At 60.9% G+C, this 17,607-nt stretch carries 13 protein-coding genes; all 13 read left to right on the plus strand.

The features are described 5' to 3' along the window. Nucleotides 1-698 (plus strand): phage tail sheath family protein (locus VNZ65_RS15850; RefSeq protein WP_325670643.1); only part of this gene is annotated, 698 nt, incomplete at its 5' end. A gap of 72 nt (nt 699-770) precedes the next feature. Next, nucleotides 771-1,229, plus strand: coding sequence for a phage tail protein (locus VNZ65_RS15855; protein ID WP_325670645.1), 459 nt, complete (start codon nt 771-773; stop codon nt 1,227-1,229). A gap of 52 nt (nt 1,230-1,281) precedes the next feature. Then, nucleotides 1,282-1,752 (plus strand): phage tail protein, encoded by a 471-nt coding sequence (locus tag VNZ65_RS15860; protein WP_325670647.1) that lies wholly within the window; start codon nt 1,282-1,284, stop codon nt 1,750-1,752. A gap of 5 nt (nt 1,753-1,757) precedes the next feature. Further along, nucleotides 1,758-1,943 carry a DUF5908 family protein gene (locus tag VNZ65_RS15865; protein ID WP_325670649.1) on the plus strand — a complete coding sequence of 62 codons (186 nt, stop codon included), beginning with the start codon at nt 1,758-1,760 and terminating at the stop codon, nt 1,941-1,943. Continuing rightward, entirely contained in the window at nt 1,944-2,630 is a 687-nt protein-coding gene (locus tag VNZ65_RS15870; RefSeq protein ID WP_325670651.1) for a peptidoglycan-binding protein, read from the plus strand. 3 nt (nt 2,631-2,633) lie between these two features. Continuing rightward, entirely contained in the window at nt 2,634-4,421 is a 1,788-nt protein-coding gene (vgrG, locus tag VNZ65_RS15875; protein ID WP_325670653.1) for a type VI secretion system tip protein VgrG, read from the plus strand. A 43-nt stretch (nt 4,422-4,464) separates the two neighbouring features. Beyond that, a complete protein-coding gene (locus tag VNZ65_RS15880) occupies nt 4,465-4,767 on the plus strand; it encodes a PAAR domain-containing protein (protein WP_325670655.1) in 303 nt (100 codons plus the stop codon). Then, complete coding sequence (locus VNZ65_RS15885) at nt 4,740-5,207, plus strand: GPW/gp25 family protein (protein ID WP_325670657.1); 468 nt, start codon at nt 4,740-4,742, stop codon at nt 5,205-5,207. The genes VNZ65_RS15880 and VNZ65_RS15885 overlap by 28 nt, the downstream gene beginning before the upstream one ends. A gap of 51 nt (nt 5,208-5,258) precedes the next feature. After that, entirely contained in the window at nt 5,259-9,035 is a 3,777-nt protein-coding gene (locus tag VNZ65_RS15890) for a baseplate J/gp47 family protein (RefSeq protein WP_325670659.1), read from the plus strand. Continuing rightward, nucleotides 9,025-9,834 carry a hypothetical protein gene (locus VNZ65_RS15895; RefSeq protein ID WP_325670661.1) on the plus strand — a complete coding sequence of 270 codons (810 nt, stop codon included), beginning with the start codon at nt 9,025-9,027 and terminating at the stop codon, nt 9,832-9,834. The genes VNZ65_RS15890 and VNZ65_RS15895 overlap by 11 nt, the downstream gene beginning before the upstream one ends. Next, a complete protein-coding gene (locus tag VNZ65_RS15900) occupies nt 9,831-10,166 on the plus strand; it encodes a hypothetical protein (protein WP_325670663.1) in 336 nt (111 codons plus the stop codon). Before VNZ65_RS15895 ends, VNZ65_RS15900 begins: the two co-directional genes overlap by 4 nt. Then, nucleotides 10,163-12,670, plus strand: a complete 2,508-nt coding sequence (locus VNZ65_RS15905) for a hypothetical protein (protein ID WP_325670665.1) — start codon at nt 10,163-10,165, stop codon at nt 12,668-12,670. The genes VNZ65_RS15900 and VNZ65_RS15905 overlap by 4 nt, the downstream gene beginning before the upstream one ends. 4 nt (nt 12,671-12,674) lie before the next feature. Continuing rightward, nucleotides 12,675-17,552, plus strand: coding sequence for a contractile injection system tape measure protein (locus VNZ65_RS15910; protein WP_325670667.1), 4,878 nt, complete (start codon nt 12,675-12,677; stop codon nt 17,550-17,552). The last annotated feature ends 55 nt before the right edge of the window (nt 17,553-17,607 follow it).

The raw sequence follows: 17,607 nt of genomic DNA on the forward strand, positions 1-17,607 counted from the left end.
TAGCCACCGACTGGAGCAAAGAGCCGGACGCCGACCAGAAAATCACGCAGTTGAACCAGACGCTGGTCGCGGTCAGTCCCTTGTATTCGCAAATCCTGCTGGCGGTCCAGAAGAAGCTCAACCTGCTGCCGCCAAGCGCGGGCATGGCTGGCATTTACACCATGATCGATAATACCCGCGGCGTCTGGAAAGCGCCAGCCAACGTCAGCCTGAATGGCGTGGTGTCGCCGGCGGTGAACATCACCCATGACGACCAGGAAGACCTGAACGTCACCACCCAGGGGAAATCCATCAACGCCATCCGTTCCTTCATCGGCGAAGGCGTGCTGGTATGGGGCGCGCGCACGCTCGACGGCAACAGCCTGGACTGGCGCTATATCAACGTGCGGCGCACCATGATCATGATCGAGGAATCGGTCAAGCAGGCCAGCAAGGCGTATGTGTTCGAGCCGAATGTCGCCAACACCTGGGTCACGGTGAAGAGCATGATCCGCAATTTCCTGACCAGCGTCTGGAAGCGCGGCGGCCTTGCCGGCGCCAGCCCTGACGACGCTTTCAGCGTGTTTGTCGGACTTGGCGAGACCATGACGGCGGACGATATCCTGGAAGGCTTGCTGAAAGTGTCGGTGCTGGTGGCGGTCAGCCGGCCGGCCGAATTCATCGAGATCACGTTCGAGCAGCAGATGCAGAAATCCTGATGCGCCGCACTGGCACGCAGCATTGCCGGCATCGATGTTTTCGTAACCTTTACAAAATAGACGAGGTTTAATATGGCAGATGATGGATCAAAACAATCAACCACGGTCTGGCCGCTTCCCAAGTTTTACTTCCAGGTGAAGTGGGATTCCCAGGTCATGTCGTTCCAGGAAGTCAGCGGCCTGGACGTGCAGTCGGAAGAAATCAAGTACCGGCATGGCGACAGCCCGGAATTTTCCGTGATCAAGATGCCCGGCATGAAAAAGGTCGGCAACGTGACCATGAAAAAGGGTACCTTCAAGTCCGATAACAAGTTCTGGGACTGGTTCAACCAGATCAAGATGAATACCATCAAACGCCTGCCGGTGACCATCAGCCTGCTGGACGAAACCGGTGCGCCGACCATGGTCTGGACCCTGACCAACGCCTGGCCGACCAAGATTACCGGCACCGATCTCAAGGCCGAAGGCAATGAAGTGGCGATTGAAACCATCGAGATCGTCCACGAAGGGCTGACGATTGCCAATTCATGACGGCTGCAGCTTCAGCGCAACCGGCAATGTGACTCAGAGCGGATAGCTAAGCATGTCGATCCCCAATCTGTTTTCGGATGGCTATCCACCGCCGGCCTTTTATTTCAAGGTGCTGTTCGGGGCCACCCTGGGGCTGACCGACACCTCTTTCCAGGAGGTGTCGGGCATCGGTGCGGAAATTCAAACCGAAACCCTGGTCGAGGGCGGCGAGAACCGCTACGTGCATACCTTGCCGAAAGGCGTCAAGCATCCCATGCTCGAACTCAAGCGCGGCATCGCGCCGATGACCTCGCCGCTGGTGATCTGGTGCCGCTCGGTATTTGAAATGGATTTCATGCTGCCGATCGTGGCGCAGCCGATCACCGTGCAGCTGATGAATGCAGAGAAACTGCCGGTGCGGGCCTGGTCTTTCGCCAATGCCTATCCGGTGAAGTGGGAAGTGGAAAGTTTCGGCTCGACCAAGAACGAGGTCGTGATCGAAAAAATTGTGCTGAGTTATACCTATTCAAACAGGCTGGTATAGAAAAAATGTCCATCGAAATCAGGCAGTTGAATATCAAATCGAATATTGTCCAGGATACGCCAGGCCAGGCGCCGCCATCGACAGCCGGTGGCGCTGGCGCGCAGTTGCTCAGCGATGCAGCGAGAAGCGAGATCCTGGCCGAATGCAAGACCATGCTGGCTGACTTGCTGAGCCGCGGCCGGGAGCGCTAGATGCCGATCAGCACCGGCCTCAAGAAGAAGCTCAGCATCTATCCATGCAACGTCAGCGCCGGCACCATCAGCGTCGACAAGAGCAAGACGCCGTTCGAGGCGATGATCAATCCGGCCAGCTACAAGCATCAGCTGAAAATCGACTACAGCACCAAGAAGAGCCTGGGACAATCCAGCGCCGAACCGAAGTTCAGCGCCATCTCGCCGGAAGTCCTGAGCCTGCCGGAACTGGTGCTGGACGGCACCGGCGTGGTCGCATTGATCGGCATGGAAAGCGTGCAGACCCTGGTCGAGCGGCTGCTGTCGGTGATCTACGTCTACGAGGGCGACAAGCACGAACCCAACCATGTGCGCCTGTTGTGGGGCAGTTTCATTTTCTTCGGGCGCGCCGAATCGATTTCCATCGATTACACCCTGTTCAAGCCCAGCGGCGAGCCCTTGCGCGCCAAGGTGCAAATGAGCTTTGTCGGCTGGATGAGCAAGGAAGAAGATACCTTGAGGGCGAACACCAGCTCGCCCGACCTCAGCCACCTGGTCGAAGTCAAGGTGGGCGATACGCTGCCCTTGCTTTGCAGCCGCATCTATAACGATTCGTCGTATTACCGGGAAGTTGCACGCATCAACAACCTGACCAATTTCCGCAACCTCGAGCCCGGCATGCAGCTGCGCTTTCCACCACTGGTATGAACCATGGCTGATTCCCCAAATCTCAACAGCAGCGCCGTCCTCAAGCTGACGATCAGCAGCAATGGCACGGCGCTTGCCGACACCATCAAGGTCATCGCCGTCACTGTCAGCAAGGCGGTCAACCGGATTTCGACGGCGCGCATCACGGTGCGTGACGGCGACATGCCGCAGGACGAATTCCCGGTCAGCGACCTCGATGTGCTGGTGCCGGGCGCGGACATCAAGATCAGCGCGGGCTATGGCAGCGCCGCCAATGTCATCTTTGAAGGCGTGGTGGTCAGGCACGGCATCCATATAGTCGGCAATAACGAGGCGCAGCTGCAGATCGAATGCAAGCACAAGGCGATGGCGCTGACGGTCGGCCGGAAAAACGCCAATTACGTCGATCTCAAGGATAGCGACATCATCAGCAAGCTGATCGCCGCCAGCGGCGTCAGCGCCGATGTCGCCAGCTCCGACACCCAGCACAAGGAGCTGGTGCAGTATTACTGCAGCGACTGGGACTTCCTGGTGACGCGCGCCGAGGCCAACGGCTTCCTGGTGATCCTGGAAGACACCAGCGTGGTAGTCAAGGCGCCGCAAACCGATGCCGCCGCCGTCTTGAAGCTGACCTACGGCGTCGACCTGATGGAATTCCATGCGGATATCGATGCGCGCACGCAATTGAGCTCGGTGCAGGGCGTGTCCTGGGATCCGGGCACCCAGGCAGTGGTTGAGCAGCAGGCCGCCCCGCAAGCCATGAACCCGCAGGGCAACCTGGATGCCGCCACCCTGGCCAAGGTAGTCGACCTGTCGTCCTATCGCATGCAGACCACGGCGCCCCTGGAGAGCGGCGAACTGAAGTCATGGATCGCCGCGCGCCAGATGAAGGCTGGCCTGGCGCGGATCCAGGGCAGCATGAAATTCCAGGGCAGCGCGCTGGCGAAGCCGGGCTGCATGCTGGAACTGGCCGGCGTCGGCAAGCGTTTCAGCGGCCAGGTGTTCGCCAGCGCCGTCAGCCACGATATCGCGCAGGGCAACTGGATCACGGAAGTCGATTTCGGCATGGCGCCGGAATGGTTCAGCCAGCAGGACGGCACGGCGGCGGCGCTGGCTGCCGGCTTGACGCCGGGCGTCAGCGGGCTGCAGATCGGTATCGTCAAGAAGCTCGACGAGGACCCCGAGGGCCAGTACAAGATCCAGGTATCGATTCCGGTGCTGCAGGCCGAAACCGACGGCGTATGGGCCAGGCTGGCCAATTTCTACGGCTCGACCGGGGTCGGCGCCTTCTTCATTCCGGAAATCGGCGACGAAGTGGTGATCGGCTATCTCAACAGCGACCCCTCGCATCCGGTGGTGCTGGGCAGCCTGTACAGCAGCCAGCGCAAGCCGCCCTATGAGCTGACGGCGGATAACTTCATCAAGGCCATCGTCACCAAGGGCTTGCTGAAAATCGAATTCGACGATGACAAGAAGGTCATCACCATCATTACGCCGCAGAAAAATAGCATCGTCCTGAGCGACGACGGCAAATCGATCTGCCTGACCGACCAGAACAGCAACAAGATAGAGATGAATCCTGACGGCATCCTGCTCGACAGTCCGAAAGATATCGTCATCAACGCCAAGGGCAAGGTCAGCATCACCGCGGTGGCCAATATCGAAAGCAGCGCCACGGGCGATATCAAGAACGAAGCGCTGAACATCAACAATAACGCCAAGGTCGGCTTCGTGGCCAAAGGCTCTGCCACTGCCGAACTGTCGGCCGCAGGCCAGACCACGGTGAAGGGAGCGATGGTGATGATCAATTGAGCGCCGCCCTTAATCTCGCATTTTCTTCGCTTCAGGAGCCATCATGCCGTTAGCCGCGCGAATGACCGACATGCATGTCTGCCCGATGCAGACGCCCGCTGTGCCGACGCCTATCCCGCACGTCGGCGGGCCGATCATCGGCCCCTGCGTGCCGACCGTCCTGATCGGCAAATTGCCGGCGGCGGTCGTCACCGACAGCTGCGTTTGCGTCGGGCCGCCGGATACCATCGTCAAGGGCTCGGCCACGGTATTCATCGGCAAGATGCCGGCGGCCAGGGTCGGCGACAGCTGTGCTCATGGCGGCAGCATCGTGATGGGATGTCCGACCGTGATGATCGGCGGCTGACGATGGGCCTGGATAAATCTTTCCTGGGGACCGGCTGGAGCTTTCCGCCGACGTTCGGCAAGAGCAATAGCGCTTATCAGGCTGGCGGCAGCGTCGCCATGGTGGAAGCCGAGCAGGATATCCACGAGAGCCTGACCATCTTGCTGTCGACCACGCCGGGTGAGCGCATCATGCAGCCGACCTACGGCTGCGGCCTCAAGGCGCATGTGTTCGACGAGCTCAATGAAAGCGTCGTCACCGAGATCAAGGATGCGATCGAACGCGCGATCCTGTTCTTCGAGCCGAGGATCACGCTCAATGCGATCCGTGTCGATGACCTCGACATGCTGGGCGGTCAGTTGAATATCCATGTTGATTACACCATCAGGGGCACCAATACCCGCAGCAACATGGTGTATCCGTTCTATTTCCTGGAAGGCAGCAATGTGCCGAACAAATAGGGGCGGCCGTACCGGTGCGCCGGACGGCGGCTTTGCCAGGACTGCCCGTCAATGAAGAATCTGATCATCAGGGATGGCACCAGCCAGCAGATGCGCGTGCTTGCGGCGTTGCAGGACGGCTATTTCAATCTCGATGAGATGCATTTTTCCGATCTGCTGGCGATGGCGACCGAATTTGCCGGCCTGGTCAAGTTTTACAACCTGGAGAATCAGGAAGAGGGCGACTGGACGCCATATTTTTGCGCCGACGAAACCATCGTGATCAGCCGCATATTGTCGACTGACCTGGCGGCCGCCGGCACCCGCTTCGAGCACTGGTGGGGCCAGACCTTCGAGCATGGCAGCGGCGTCGGCGACCGCGGATGGCGCGTGCAGGACTTGCCGGTCAGCCCGCTGGCGAACCTGATCAATGGCTGGTTTATCGCCCTGGAAAGCGTCAGCAACGACAGCGGACAGAAGTTGCGCTCGCTGATTGCGGAAGTGATCGAACAGCTGTGCTCCGACAAATCCAGCCTGACGCATTTCCTGGTGCGTGCGGCAACTGCGGGAGACGGCGTCGGCGGCATCGCCTTGCATCCGCTCTGGTCAAGCAGTGGCAGGCAGGCATCCGCAGCGCCGGAGAAGATCAGCAAGGCGACGGTGCGTTCCAATTTCTATGCCTTCGTCAAGGCGATTGAAATGATCAAGAAGGATGCCTTGCAGCGTCTGCCGGATTCGCTGACGAGCCAGCATCACGATCCTGCGATCGGCTTGCTGATTGCCTTTATCCGCCAGTTCCAGAAGCTGAAAGGCAAACTCAACCGCTTCACCCGCAACTACCTGGATTTCTATTACGACAAGGTGCTCAGGTGCGCGCCGCTGGCGCCGCTGGCGGACAAGACCTGCCTGATCGTCGAGATCAATGCCCCGGGCCGCGAGGTCAGGATTCCGCGCAACACCGAATTCCTTGCCGGCCTCGATGCCGACAAGCGCGACATCATCTATGTCTCCGACGACGAACTGATCGCCAGCGATGCCAGAGTCGCCGCTCTGCAGACTGTTTTCTTCGACCATAACCGCTACAGTTCGCCGGAAAACCGCCTGTTTGACGATTTGCCGCCACCGCCGCAGGCGACCGCGCCAGGGCAGCCGCAGGCCAGCGGCCAGGGACCTAGCTGGCCGACCAGCGCCTGGCTTAATCCGATCGCGCTGGTGGCCGGCAGTGATTACGATAATCCCGACAAGCTGCGCGCGCAGCCATTGTTCGGTGCGCAAAAACATGCCAACGAAACCTGTGTCTTCGCCGATGCCCGCCTGGGCTTCATCCTGTCGAGCAAGGTGTTGCTGCTGAAAGAAGGGCAGCGCAATATCAGCGTGACCCTGCAGTTCGAAAGCGGCGTCCTGGAGCAGCGTATCGCGGCCCTGGCTGCAGTGATGGGAGACGACAGCAGCCAAGCCAGCGCGGAGCTGCAAGAGATCTATTGCCAGGATGTGTTTCTCAAGGTGTTCCGCCACATGTTCCGGGTGGCGTACACCGGCGAGCAAGGCTGGATCGAAGTGCCGGACTATATTCCTTCACATCCCGACGCCAAGGCCAGCGCCGGCGGCTACTGGCTGAATATCGAATTCGAACTGGCGCCGGAAGCGGCGGCGGTGACGACCTATGATCCGCTGCTGCACGGCGAGCGCTACGACAGCGCGGCGCCGCTGCTGCGCTTCGTGCTCAACCCCGGCGCCTACCTCTACCCCTATGGCATGCTGCGCAAACTGCCGCTGGCCGGCGCTGTCATTGAGGTCGACGTCAAAGGCTGCCGCGACCTGGTGCTGCACAATAATATCGGCCAGCTGAGCGCGGCCGCGCCGTTCGCGCCGTTCGGTCCTTTGCCGAAGATCGGCAGCTATCTGATTGTCGGCGGCGCCGAGATAGCGGGGAAGCAGCTGAGCAGCTTTGGCGTCGATATCGAGTGGGCGGATCTGCCGACGGTCAGCGGCGGCTTCAATACTTATTATCGCGGCTATGAGCGCGCAGTCGAGAATAGCGATTTCGTGGTCAGCGCCGCCGTGCTCAGCAATGGCGCGTGGGGGCCTGCGGATGCCCGGGGGCAGCCGCTGATGCCGCTGTTTCACACCATGGTGCGGCCCGGGCAGGGCGAAAAGATCGGCAGCTACATCCGCCTGGGTTGCGACAGCATCGCTCGTTACTTCCATCCAGCCGAAGCTGCGCCGGGGGCAGCGCCGCTGGAGTACAGCAGCAGCGCCAAGAACGGCTTTTTCAAATTTACGCTGGCGGCGCCGGCGTTTGCTTTCGGCCACGAAGAGTACCCCAACGTACTGGCGTCGACCCTGATTTTCAATTCCAGGATCAAGCGCGCCGGCCGCCAGCGCGCGGTCCCCAATCCGCCCTATACGCCGCAAATCAATGCGATAGCGGTACGCTACAAGGCGCGCGCCAGCATCCGGCTGGACCGCAATCCGGTCGACGGCCCCACACGCGACGACAAATTCATCCATCTGTATCCGTCCGGCTGGGAAGTGCTCGGCCCGGCCAGTTCGCCGGCGCCGACCCTGCTGCCGCAGTTCGACTATAGCGGCAACCTGTACATCGGCATCGAGGCGGTCCGGCTGAATGGAAAGATCACGCTGTTTTTCCATCTGCGCGAGGATTCCTTGCCATTGAAAAGGCCGGCCGAGCTGCATTGGTGCTACCTGTCGGGGAATACCTGGAAGGCGCTGTACAAGAATAATATCGTGGCGGACGGCACCGAGCATTTCATGACGTCCGGCATCGTCACGTTGAACATCCCATCCGACATCGGCGGCGACAATACGGTCATGCCGCCCGGCCTTTACTGGCTCAGGCTGAGCGCCGACACCGATCTCGACAAATTCTGCAGCGTCTACTCGGTGCACGCGCAGGCGGTGCAGGTCAGCCGCCATCACGATGTCGCCGCCGCGGTGCCGGTCATCCTGCCTGCCGCCAGCATCAAGCGCAGCAAGCAAGCGATTCCCGGCGTGGTCAAGATCACGCAGGTGATCGCTTCCGTCAGTGGCCGTCCGGCGGAGCGGCGCGAACAGCTGCGCACCCGCATCAGCGAGCGGCTGCGCCACAAGAACCGGGCGGTGTCGGCGGCCGACTACGAATTGCTGATCCTGCAGCAGTTCCCGGATGTCTACAAGGTCAAATGCTTCGCCAACATGGCCACCGACCTCGGTCCTGAGCAATGCGTGCGTCCGGGGCGGGTGCTGATCGTGCCGTTGCCCTATCTGTCGGCCGTCGGCCGGGCGCACCAGGCCAGCATGCTGAACGGGAACGTGGTGCGCGAGATACAGGAGTTCGTCGAGACCCTGGCGTCGCCATGGACCACGATTTCGGTGGAAAACCCGGTCTACGAGCATATCCAGGTGCGTTGCACGGTGAAGCTCAAGGACGGCCTCAGCGGCGGCTATTACATCAACCGGCTGAACCAGGATATTTCCGATTTTCTGACGCCATGGAACGATGCCTGCGGCTACAGCGCGCACTTCGGCTGGTGCGTCCGCCAGCATGACGTCGAGGCCTTCATCGTCAAGCTCGGCTATATCGACAGCGTCACCGGTTTTTCCATGTTGCGCATCAGTTCCGCCGATGCCTACAGTTTTTCGCTGTTCGATACCGCTGCCGGCGCCGCCGGCGGCCAGGACGATACCGATATTACGCCGTTGTATCCGTGGAGCGTCGCCATCCCGGCGAGCCGGCATGTAATCGACGTCGTCGCTGATTCCGCGAGCGCCGCGCCGACCAGGACGGCGCTCAGCCAGCTTGAGATCGGTTCCACATTCATTATTTCACCGGGGGAGGATGATGACTAAAGCCATGGTCAGGCGCAACAGAGAGTCGCTGAAGCGCAAATTCTATGAGGGCGAGATGCCGTCCGCCAGCGCATTCGCCGATTTGATCGATTCCATGCTGAACATCGCCGATGAGGGCTTCGACAAGACGCCGGTTGACGGCTTGAAGGTGTCGCAGCTGAATCAGGGAAAGTTGCTGAGTTTTTACCAGAACATCGATATCAAGAGCCCGATCTGGTCAGTCCAGCTGGACGGCAGCGGCAGCGGACTGGCCTTCGGCACCACCGGCAACGCCACCGTGATGACGCTGCGCGAAGTGCTGCGTGACGACCAGGCGGGTGAGCCCGGACGCGACAATCCGCGTTCTTTCGAACTTGACATGGCCGGCCGCATCGTCGCCGACGGCAGGCGCGGGCGTGGCGGCAGCAGGCTGGTCGAGGCCGACGGCAAATGGCACGACATCAGCGATACGCTGGAAGGCTGCAATGCATTCGAGATCACCGCCGGCGTCGGCAAGAAGGGCAGCGGAAAATACGCCGTCATGCACGCCTTCGCCGTGATGGCATTTAACGACAACGGTGAAATCACCTATCACCAGTCGCATTACGGCAGCAAGTGCAACCGCCTGCAGCTGCAATGGATCGCAGCGCCGGACGGCGCGCGCAACGGCTATCGGCTGCAGATGCGGGTTGGCTGTTCTTATGACGACATCAAGCTGTCCAAGGAAAAGACCTGGGTCCGCTATTACCTGACCAACCTGTGGTTCGATCCGCTGATGCTGGAATGTGCGGACAACCCAGAACCGGTGTTCCAGCCATGATGGCGGCCGACGAGCTGCAGTTCAACATCAGCTGGCGGCCGGAAGACGGCAATCTGATGATCGAGGCGCTGGCAGAATGCCCGTTCAAGCTGGTCTATGAGCTGATCGGCAAGCTCAACCGGCAGGCCAATAGCTTGTTGCCGCCGGCAGGCGCAGGCGTTGCACCGCAGGACCTGATCTTGACCGCGGCGGAGCTGAAACTGCTGATCCATGCTCTGGGGAACCTGCCTTTCAACCGGGTGCACCTGCTGGTGCACGACCTGCATCGGCAAATGCAGAAGCAGATGCAGCAAGCCTTCCAGCATAATGCCGTGCAGCAGAAGCAGGCTTGATGAAGACACCCGACTACATCGATAAAATCGTACCGGACCGGGACGGCCTGGATTTCGACGCCCTGCGCAAGTCGGGCATCGCCATGCTGCAGGAGCTGTGCGGCGAGAACTGGACCGATTACAACCTGCACGATCCCGGTGTGACCATACTTGAGCAGCTATGCTACGGTCTGACCGATCTGGCCTACCGTTCGGAGTTCGCGGCCGAGGATTATCTGGCCGGGGCGGCGGGGCAGATCGATTTCGAGCGCCACGCATTGCACTCCGCAGACCAGGTTTTTCCAAGCCGGGCTCTGACGCAGGACGATTATCGCAAAATAATCTATGACGAAATCTCTGAGATAGAAGATGTCTGGGTGATGGCGGCCGAACCCGCGCACGGGCCGCGGCAGGGCTTGTACACGATGCTGGTCAAGCTCAGCGACAGTGCGCTGGCCGACCTCTCGGCCCCCGCGCTGACAGCGCTGGAACAGCGCGTCCGGCAGGCGGTCTGTGCAGTCTTCATTGCGCATCGCAACCTGGGAGAAGACATCCACGATGTACGGATCGTCAGGACGGAAGCTTTTTTTCTGCGCGGCGACATCCAGATCCACAGCCTGCGCGATCCCGCCGCGATCCTGGCGGACATATTCTTTCGCTGCGCCAAGCAAGTGATTTCGGGCTTCCGAGTGGACCGCTACGAAGACATGGTAGCGCAGGGGATGAGTCTGGAACGGTTGTTTTCAGGGCCGCAAACCGCGCACGGCTACCTGGCGAATTCAGTCTTTTCCGAGTCGGGGAACGACATTCCTGTGGTCAAGCTGATCGCCTTGATTCAGGCGGTCGACGGCGTCGAGCATGTGCACCGGCTTGGCTTGTGCGACCAGGATGGCAAAAGCGTCGCCGGCGTCGCCGCCAGCGGCAGCGTGCCGCGTCTGCAGTTTCCGGCCACGCCGCAGCAAAGCCTGTTCCTGCGGCTGCATTTTGCCAGCAGCGCGGGAGGGCGTCAGGCATCGGCGGATGCGCATGACGATGAGCTGCACGTGGAAAAAGCGCAGATCGTTCTCGACGACGCTCGCATGGAGCTGAAAAAAAGGCAGTTTGAATTCAATGCGGTAAGAAACAGCATGCAGTCGCTGGAACAAGTGATTCCCGCGCCAGCCGGGGTGCGCCGTCCGCTGCACGACTACTATTCGATCCAGCATCAGTTTCCGGCGATATACGGCATTAACCAGTATGGCGTGCCGGGTTCGGCGCCGCTCAAGAGCAAGGTCAGCGCGCGGCAGCTGAAGGCATATCTGTTCCTGTCGGAGCAGTTGATGGCCAATTACTTGCAAAACCTGGAGGAAATCCCGCGCATTTTTTCCATCGACAGCCTGCAGCAATCTTATTATTCGCAAGTGCTGGATAACCGCTCCTTGCCCGACATTGAAGCGTTGTACGTGCGGCCGATGGCGCAGATCGGCAGCATCCTGGCGGCCACCGTCGGCAAATACGACAAGCTGGAAGACCGCCGCAGCCGTGTCATCGATGTCTTGCTGGCGATGTTCGGCGAAGAGTTTTCGCAAAAATCGCTGCGCCGTTTCAACTATTACGAGGAGCGGCATTCCGGACAGTGGATGATAGACAACAAGCTGGCGTTCCTGCGGCATATCGTGGCGCTCAGCCGCGACCGCGCGAGCGGCTTCAACTACCGGGAAAAATCCTGGGCCAGCGAGAATGTGGCCAGCGTCCAGAAGAAGTGCCATATCCTGCTCGGATTGAAAGCGCGCCCGCTGTTACGTTCCTTGAGCCATGAACTGGTTAGGCACAATATCAAGCTGGTACCTGATGCCGCGGATGCCGTCGCCAGCTATGAGAGCGCGAGCCGGCATCTGCTGCAAGGCGCTGCCGCTGCACCGGGAAGCGCATGGGCGAACGTGCCGGCGCCCTTGTTTACCAAGGGCGTCAACCTGGAAAACTACGTACTGGAACGCGTCGGCGATGCCGTTGTCGTGAATTTCCAGCCCTACGGCCGTGCAAAAAAAGTCAGCCTGAGTCGCCATCGCGATGCCGGCGAGGCGGAGCAGCAGGTGCAGAAACTGCATCAATCGCTTTGCCGGCTGAATGTCGCCTCTGAGGGATTCCATATCGTCGAGCACATATTGCTGCGGCCTCGCGGCAGCAGCGCCGACGCCAGCCAGCCAGCAAGAACAGTCCCGGACGATTTCTGCGGCTTGCGCGTCAGCGTGGTGTTTCCGTCCTGGACGGCGCGTTTCAGCGACCCGGATTTCAGGAACCTGGCGCAGGAAACGCTATGCCGCAACCTGCCGGCCCACATCTACCCTGAATTCCACTGGCTGGATTTTCTGCCGATGCGCGATTTCGAGGAACGCCACCGGATCTGGCTGGAACGCCTGCAGCAGGGCGCCGCCAGCGGCTTTGCCGGCAACAGCCGGGAAGCGCTGGACACGGCCGCCGGCAGCCTGGTCAATTTCCTGCTTCGCCACCGCCAGGCAGATGATGCCCAGGATCATTGGGTATGACGCCATGAATGCACACCATCGCATCGACCAAATGGATTTCACCATATCGTTCGATTCGATGGCGATCCCGCACGCCCGCGAAAGCGCGTTGCGGACCTTGCTGGTGGATGAATTGCTGCCGCTGATGGACCAGGTATTCAATCAGTTTGCGGATGGCGACACGGTGTGGCAGATCGATACCCTGGACATCGACGTCGGCGACGTCCCTGCGCAAAATTTCAACGCCGAGATGGCTTCCCGTCTGAGATCGGCATTGGAGAGCGCATTAAAGGAAAAACTGGGGGCGCCGGCTGTCGGCATGGCGCCAGGCGGGGCGTCTGCGGCTGCCGTGCCGGAGGCCGGATTACGCGTAGCCTCGCGGCGCCGGATTGATGCCGAGCAGCTGCTGGCTTACCTGGCGCATGGCAATTTGCCATGGCAAGTGGACGTCAGCGGAGAGGGGCAGCATGAGCTGCTGTTGCAGCGCTTGCTGCAAGACGATGTTGACCAGTTCTTGAGTACGCTGCGACAGTCGCCGCAGCGCGGCAACATGCTGCTGCGCCTGGTGCTGCAGTTTCCAGAGCCGCAACTGCAAGAGATATTGCGCCGGCTGGCGCCGGCCCCAGCCGACCGGCTGCAGCGCTTGATGGCGGAATTGCGCCAGGTCCTTGACGTGGGTGGCCTGGATGGCACCAGCCAGTTGCAGACGATGCACCAGGCCTGGCTGACGCTTCTGGAGGCCGCTTGCGGCGCGCCGGACTGGCCCGCCGTGGCTGGCATCATCGTCAAGCAAGTGGCCGCAGCTATGCAATTGCCGGATGGCGCGCCAGGACAGGCCATACTGGCATCTCTAGCGTCTCTGCCCCCTGCAGCCGCGCACCAGCAGGCGAACTTGGAACAGTACGGTGAAATTGCCGCCGCACTGAGTTATCTGGATGCGCGTAGTTCTGCCACGGCCGCCGCGCGGATTCCGGCGCTAGCCGCTGCGTCCCGGACGGACGACGCCAGCGGCGCCGGCAGCCGGGAACAGCAACGTCTCAAGGACCGGCTGGTGCAGGCCATCTTGAGCGGCGATGCCGAGGATATCTATCTGTACTGGGAACACATGCGGCGCAACTATCCTGACATGTTGCGCGCAGCGGTGCAGCGCTATTGTGCATATGGCGATGTCACGGAACGGATGGCTTCAGGTTTTCCCCAATCGCTGCTGCGCGATATCGGCCATCTGTTGCAGCCGCAGGCGGCAGTCTGGATGGCAGCGATCTGGACTGACGCCAACCTGTTCCGCCTGGCGCACGGCAACACCGGACATGGCGACTGGGGGCACTGGAAACGTACACAATGGATAAGCAGCATCAAAGTCCTGCTGCAATCCGAAATCGGCGCTGTTCCGGTTATGGCCTTTGATTACAACGCTTTCATCAAGACCATGTTGCCAACGCTGGCCGGTAGTCAGCGCGAAGCACAGCAACGCATGGCTGCGGCCTGGATGGCTGCCGTCGATACTGGCCGAAACATGGCTGGACTGGCATCGCTGCGGCAGGATCAACAAGCCGAGTCCGAGCAGGCGCTGCCGGCGGGAAAACTGGCGGCAATGACACGGGCGACACTGCCTGCCGAGCCGACGCCCGCGGATCTGCAGCATGTTGTATCTGTACCATTCCAGGGCGAAGCTACAGCAATCGCGGCTGCCGGAGATTTGCCGCTGCTGCTTGAAAAAATACGCACGAAGCAGATAAAAATCAACAGGGAGTTGTTCAACCCCGGGCAACTGGCGGAGCTGGTCGCCGCCGCTGTCAGGCTGGCGGCCGCGGGCGACAGTCGGCCGGAAGCGGACAAGGCCTCTTCGCAAGTCGTGTTTTTGCAGGCAATTCACGCTCGCGCTGCGACGGCGGGCGATAGCCATCGCTATTTTTCACTGCTGCTCGAAGCCCTGCTGCACGATCGTCCGGTCGATATAGAGGAAATAGCGCGTGACAGCCGCATCGACAATGGCGCCGGGCCTGCCCGCGATGGTGGTCAGCCGTCGCTGCAAAGCCTGGAGCAGACGCAGGCCAAGGAACTGGAGCGGGAGCAGCGAGAGGAGCGGCAGACGCAAGCGATACAGGAATATGCGTTTGTACCAGCCGACGACACTGAGACGGATATGGCAGCTTCGACGCAATTGCCGGATTTACAGCGCTTGCGAGAACGGCTGGCGCAGGCGCTGCTGCGCGGCGATGCGGCTGCCATTTATGCGCAATGGGACATCTTGCTGCAGCAGCATGCCGACCTGCTGCGCGCAGCCTTGTCTCGCTATGGCATGCATGATGATGTTCTGGCGCGCATAGCGGCCGGTTTTCCGGATTCCTTGCTGCTGGATATGACGATGCTGCTGCAGTCCGAGGCAGGTCAGGCCATGCGTGTGCTATGGAGCCGGCCGGAACTGCGTGGCATGGCAGGCAGCATCGGCCTGCAGATGGATAGCAACGGATGGCTGCGCTTGTTGTGGCAAAACGGCCTGCGTCATTTGCTGCAGGCCGGGCGAACGGAGAACGCCGTGCGGCCGTTTGAAATCGGCCGCTATATCGATGCAGCATTGCCGCAGCAGCCGTGGCTTGATTCCACTCTCCGGCAGCAGCTGAAACTCGCCTGGCAGCAGAGCCTTGCGCCAGTCTCCATGAGCGGCGGCGCGGCGGCCGTGGGCGCAGTGCATGCTGATGCGGGCCCGCTGGCGTCGCCTGACGGCACTTTCGCAGATGCGCCGAGCGCTCTCCCGGAGCAAAGACTTCCGGTGATTGAATCTGTGCCGGAACACATCGTAGCCATTCTGCAGCGCCATGGCGGCATGCCGAGAATCCCGGCAGCAGCACGGCCTGATGCGGACGACACCGCCACGGCGCTGCCAGTCCGTGCATTGAAAGCGCAGCACCGGACGCAGCTACAGCCGTTTTTCCGGCAGTTGCGCGAGGCCGGCCGGCGCCATTGGGAATCGCAGATTACGCTGGCTCAGCTGGAGCGCATGGTGTCCGCTTTCATCTCGCTGGATACGCGCTCCAGCGCCGGCTCTCGGCGCGATCTGATATTGGCAATCGCGTCCCGGGCGCATGCGGCCAGCAATCGCCATGGCTATTTTTCCGCGCTGCTGGAGGCATTGCTGGCAGGCCGCGTCGCCGACCTCGACGCGCTCGTGGCGCAGCAGCAGGCCGCCAGTGCGCCGGGAATTGGAAATGAGAATGCAACGCCGCCATCATCTGCATCGTCCGATGGCGTTGCTATGCCGACGCAAGCCGCCATGCAGGAAGATGAACTTGGCGCGGGCGGATATGTCCCCGCAAATATTGCTGCCGTCCTGCTGCATTATGGCGACGGCCACAAGCAGCGAGGGCAAGCGCCGAGCGAATTTGAACAATCCTGGGCCGCGTTTCGGGTCGAGGGATTGGCCGCCGGCGAGCATGAACAATTGCAATTGTTTTTCCAGCAATTGCGCCATGCCGACTGGCGTCCGCTGACATCGAGCATCGCGCCGGCACAGCTGGAACGCCTGAGCGCCGTCTTGAGCGCGCTGGAGTGGCGCAAAGATGCCGGAAGCCGGGGAGATTTCATGCAGAAAATCGCCTCCGCGGCGAAGTCCGCCGGCGACCGTCACGCATATTTTGCGGCGGTGTTGAAGGTTTTGCTGGAAAATGGCGCTGCCGATTTCGATGCGGTCATCGAGAAGCTGGCAGCTGGATCCATTGCTGCCGCCACGGCGCCGCCTCGTGTGAGAGCCGCATCCAAGACGGCGCCCGGCGTTCCGAATGCCAACGCTCAGGGGCCGGATGGCGACCAGGCCAGGCTGGAATATCTGCTCGGCCCGGATTTCGCCGCCGCGCAAGTTCTGCCATCCGGTTTCGTCGACTGGCTGACGGCCGTGCTCCAGGCTGCATCAGTTGCCCCGTTTACCTTGCGCGCGGCCCTGAGCGGTCTGCTGCGGGACGAACCGGCGGCCAGGCGCCTGTTGGAACTGCTGCCGCCATCTCGCTGGCCGCAGCTGCTGCAGCTGGCGCCGCATCCGCAAGCACAGCAGGCGCAACGCTGCGCCGACGACGTCATCGATACCTTGTCGCCCCTGTATGCCAGGATTGCCGCCGAACGCATGGCGCAGCTCAAGTGGCAATTCATCCTGCGCTATTTTTTTACTCAAGGACACAGCTTCCATGCCGCGAATTTTGCACGTGAACTGCTTGACTATCTGGGGGCTCATGCCGATGGTGCGGTCACGCCCGCGCTGGCGCAGCTGTTGCGCAGGCGTACCGGACTGACGGTGCCGTCGGCACAGGCCGGCAACGCCGCAGCGCCATTGTCCACTGCACAACATGCAAAGAACGGCCCGCCAGCGGGCAAGAAAGCCAGCGGCGATTCCGCACCGGAAGCCGGCGCCGAGATCTATCTCATCAATGCCGGCATGGTGCTTGCCGCACCCTACCTGCCACGTCTGTGGAGCATGCTGGAGCTGACTGAACATGGCGCTTTCAAAAGTCCCCAGGCAGCCGAACGGGCAGTGCATTTGCTGCAATTCATGGTGAATGAAAAGACTGCATCGCCGGAATACCAGCTGGTTTTGAACAAGTTGTTGTGCGGCGTCGGCGGCGGCTTGCCTATCGTGCGTGAAATCCGGATCACGGACCATGAAGCCGACGTCATAGAGCAACTCATCAAGGCCATGATCCTGCACTGGAAAGTCATCGGCAATACTTCCGTCAAAGGCTTGCGCGAATCGTTCTTGCAGCGGCCGGGCTGGCTGCATCTGAAAGACGATGCCTGGCATCTGCGCGTGCAGGAAGGGGTATTCGACATGCTGCTGGACCAGTTGCCTTGGAGTTTTTCCATCATCAAGTATCCGTGGATGGAAAGGGCCGTGCATGTCAGCTGGCGCAAATGAACTGGAACCAGTGGACTGTAACAGCCGAATCAAGAGGGCCTGCCACGTATCCGAC

Source organism: Collimonas sp. (genome assembly GCF_035566555.1).
In the GTDB taxonomy this organism is placed as follows: Bacteria; Pseudomonadota; Gammaproteobacteria; order Burkholderiales; family Burkholderiaceae_D; genus Collimonas.

Coding starts and splice junctions, on each gene's coding strand:
- VNZ65_RS15890 (WP_325670659.1), top strand. CDS start 5,259: ATGAAGAATCTGATCATCAGGGATGGCACCAGCCAGCAGATGCGCGTG.
- VNZ65_RS15895 (WP_325670661.1), top strand. CDS start 9,025: ATGATGACTAAAGCCATGGTCAGGCGCAACAGAGAGTCGCTGAAGCGC.
- VNZ65_RS15880 (WP_325670655.1), top strand. CDS start 4,465: ATGCCGTTAGCCGCGCGAATGACCGACATGCATGTCTGCCCGATGCAG.
- VNZ65_RS15885 (WP_325670657.1), top strand. CDS start 4,740: ATGTCCGACCGTGATGATCGGCGGCTGACGATGGGCCTGGATAAATCT.
- vgrG (WP_325670653.1), top strand. CDS start 2,634: ATGGCTGATTCCCCAAATCTCAACAGCAGCGCCGTCCTCAAGCTGACG.
- VNZ65_RS15855 (WP_325670645.1), top strand. CDS start 771: ATGGCAGATGATGGATCAAAACAATCAACCACGGTCTGGCCGCTTCCC.
- VNZ65_RS15865 (WP_325670649.1), top strand. CDS start 1,758: ATGTCCATCGAAATCAGGCAGTTGAATATCAAATCGAATATTGTCCAG.
- VNZ65_RS15870 (WP_325670651.1), top strand. CDS start 1,944: ATGCCGATCAGCACCGGCCTCAAGAAGAAGCTCAGCATCTATCCATGC.
- VNZ65_RS15900 (WP_325670663.1), top strand. CDS start 9,831: ATGATGGCGGCCGACGAGCTGCAGTTCAACATCAGCTGGCGGCCGGAA.
- VNZ65_RS15910 (WP_325670667.1), top strand. CDS start 12,675: ATGAATGCACACCATCGCATCGACCAAATGGATTTCACCATATCGTTC.
- VNZ65_RS15860 (WP_325670647.1), top strand. CDS start 1,282: ATGTCGATCCCCAATCTGTTTTCGGATGGCTATCCACCGCCGGCCTTT.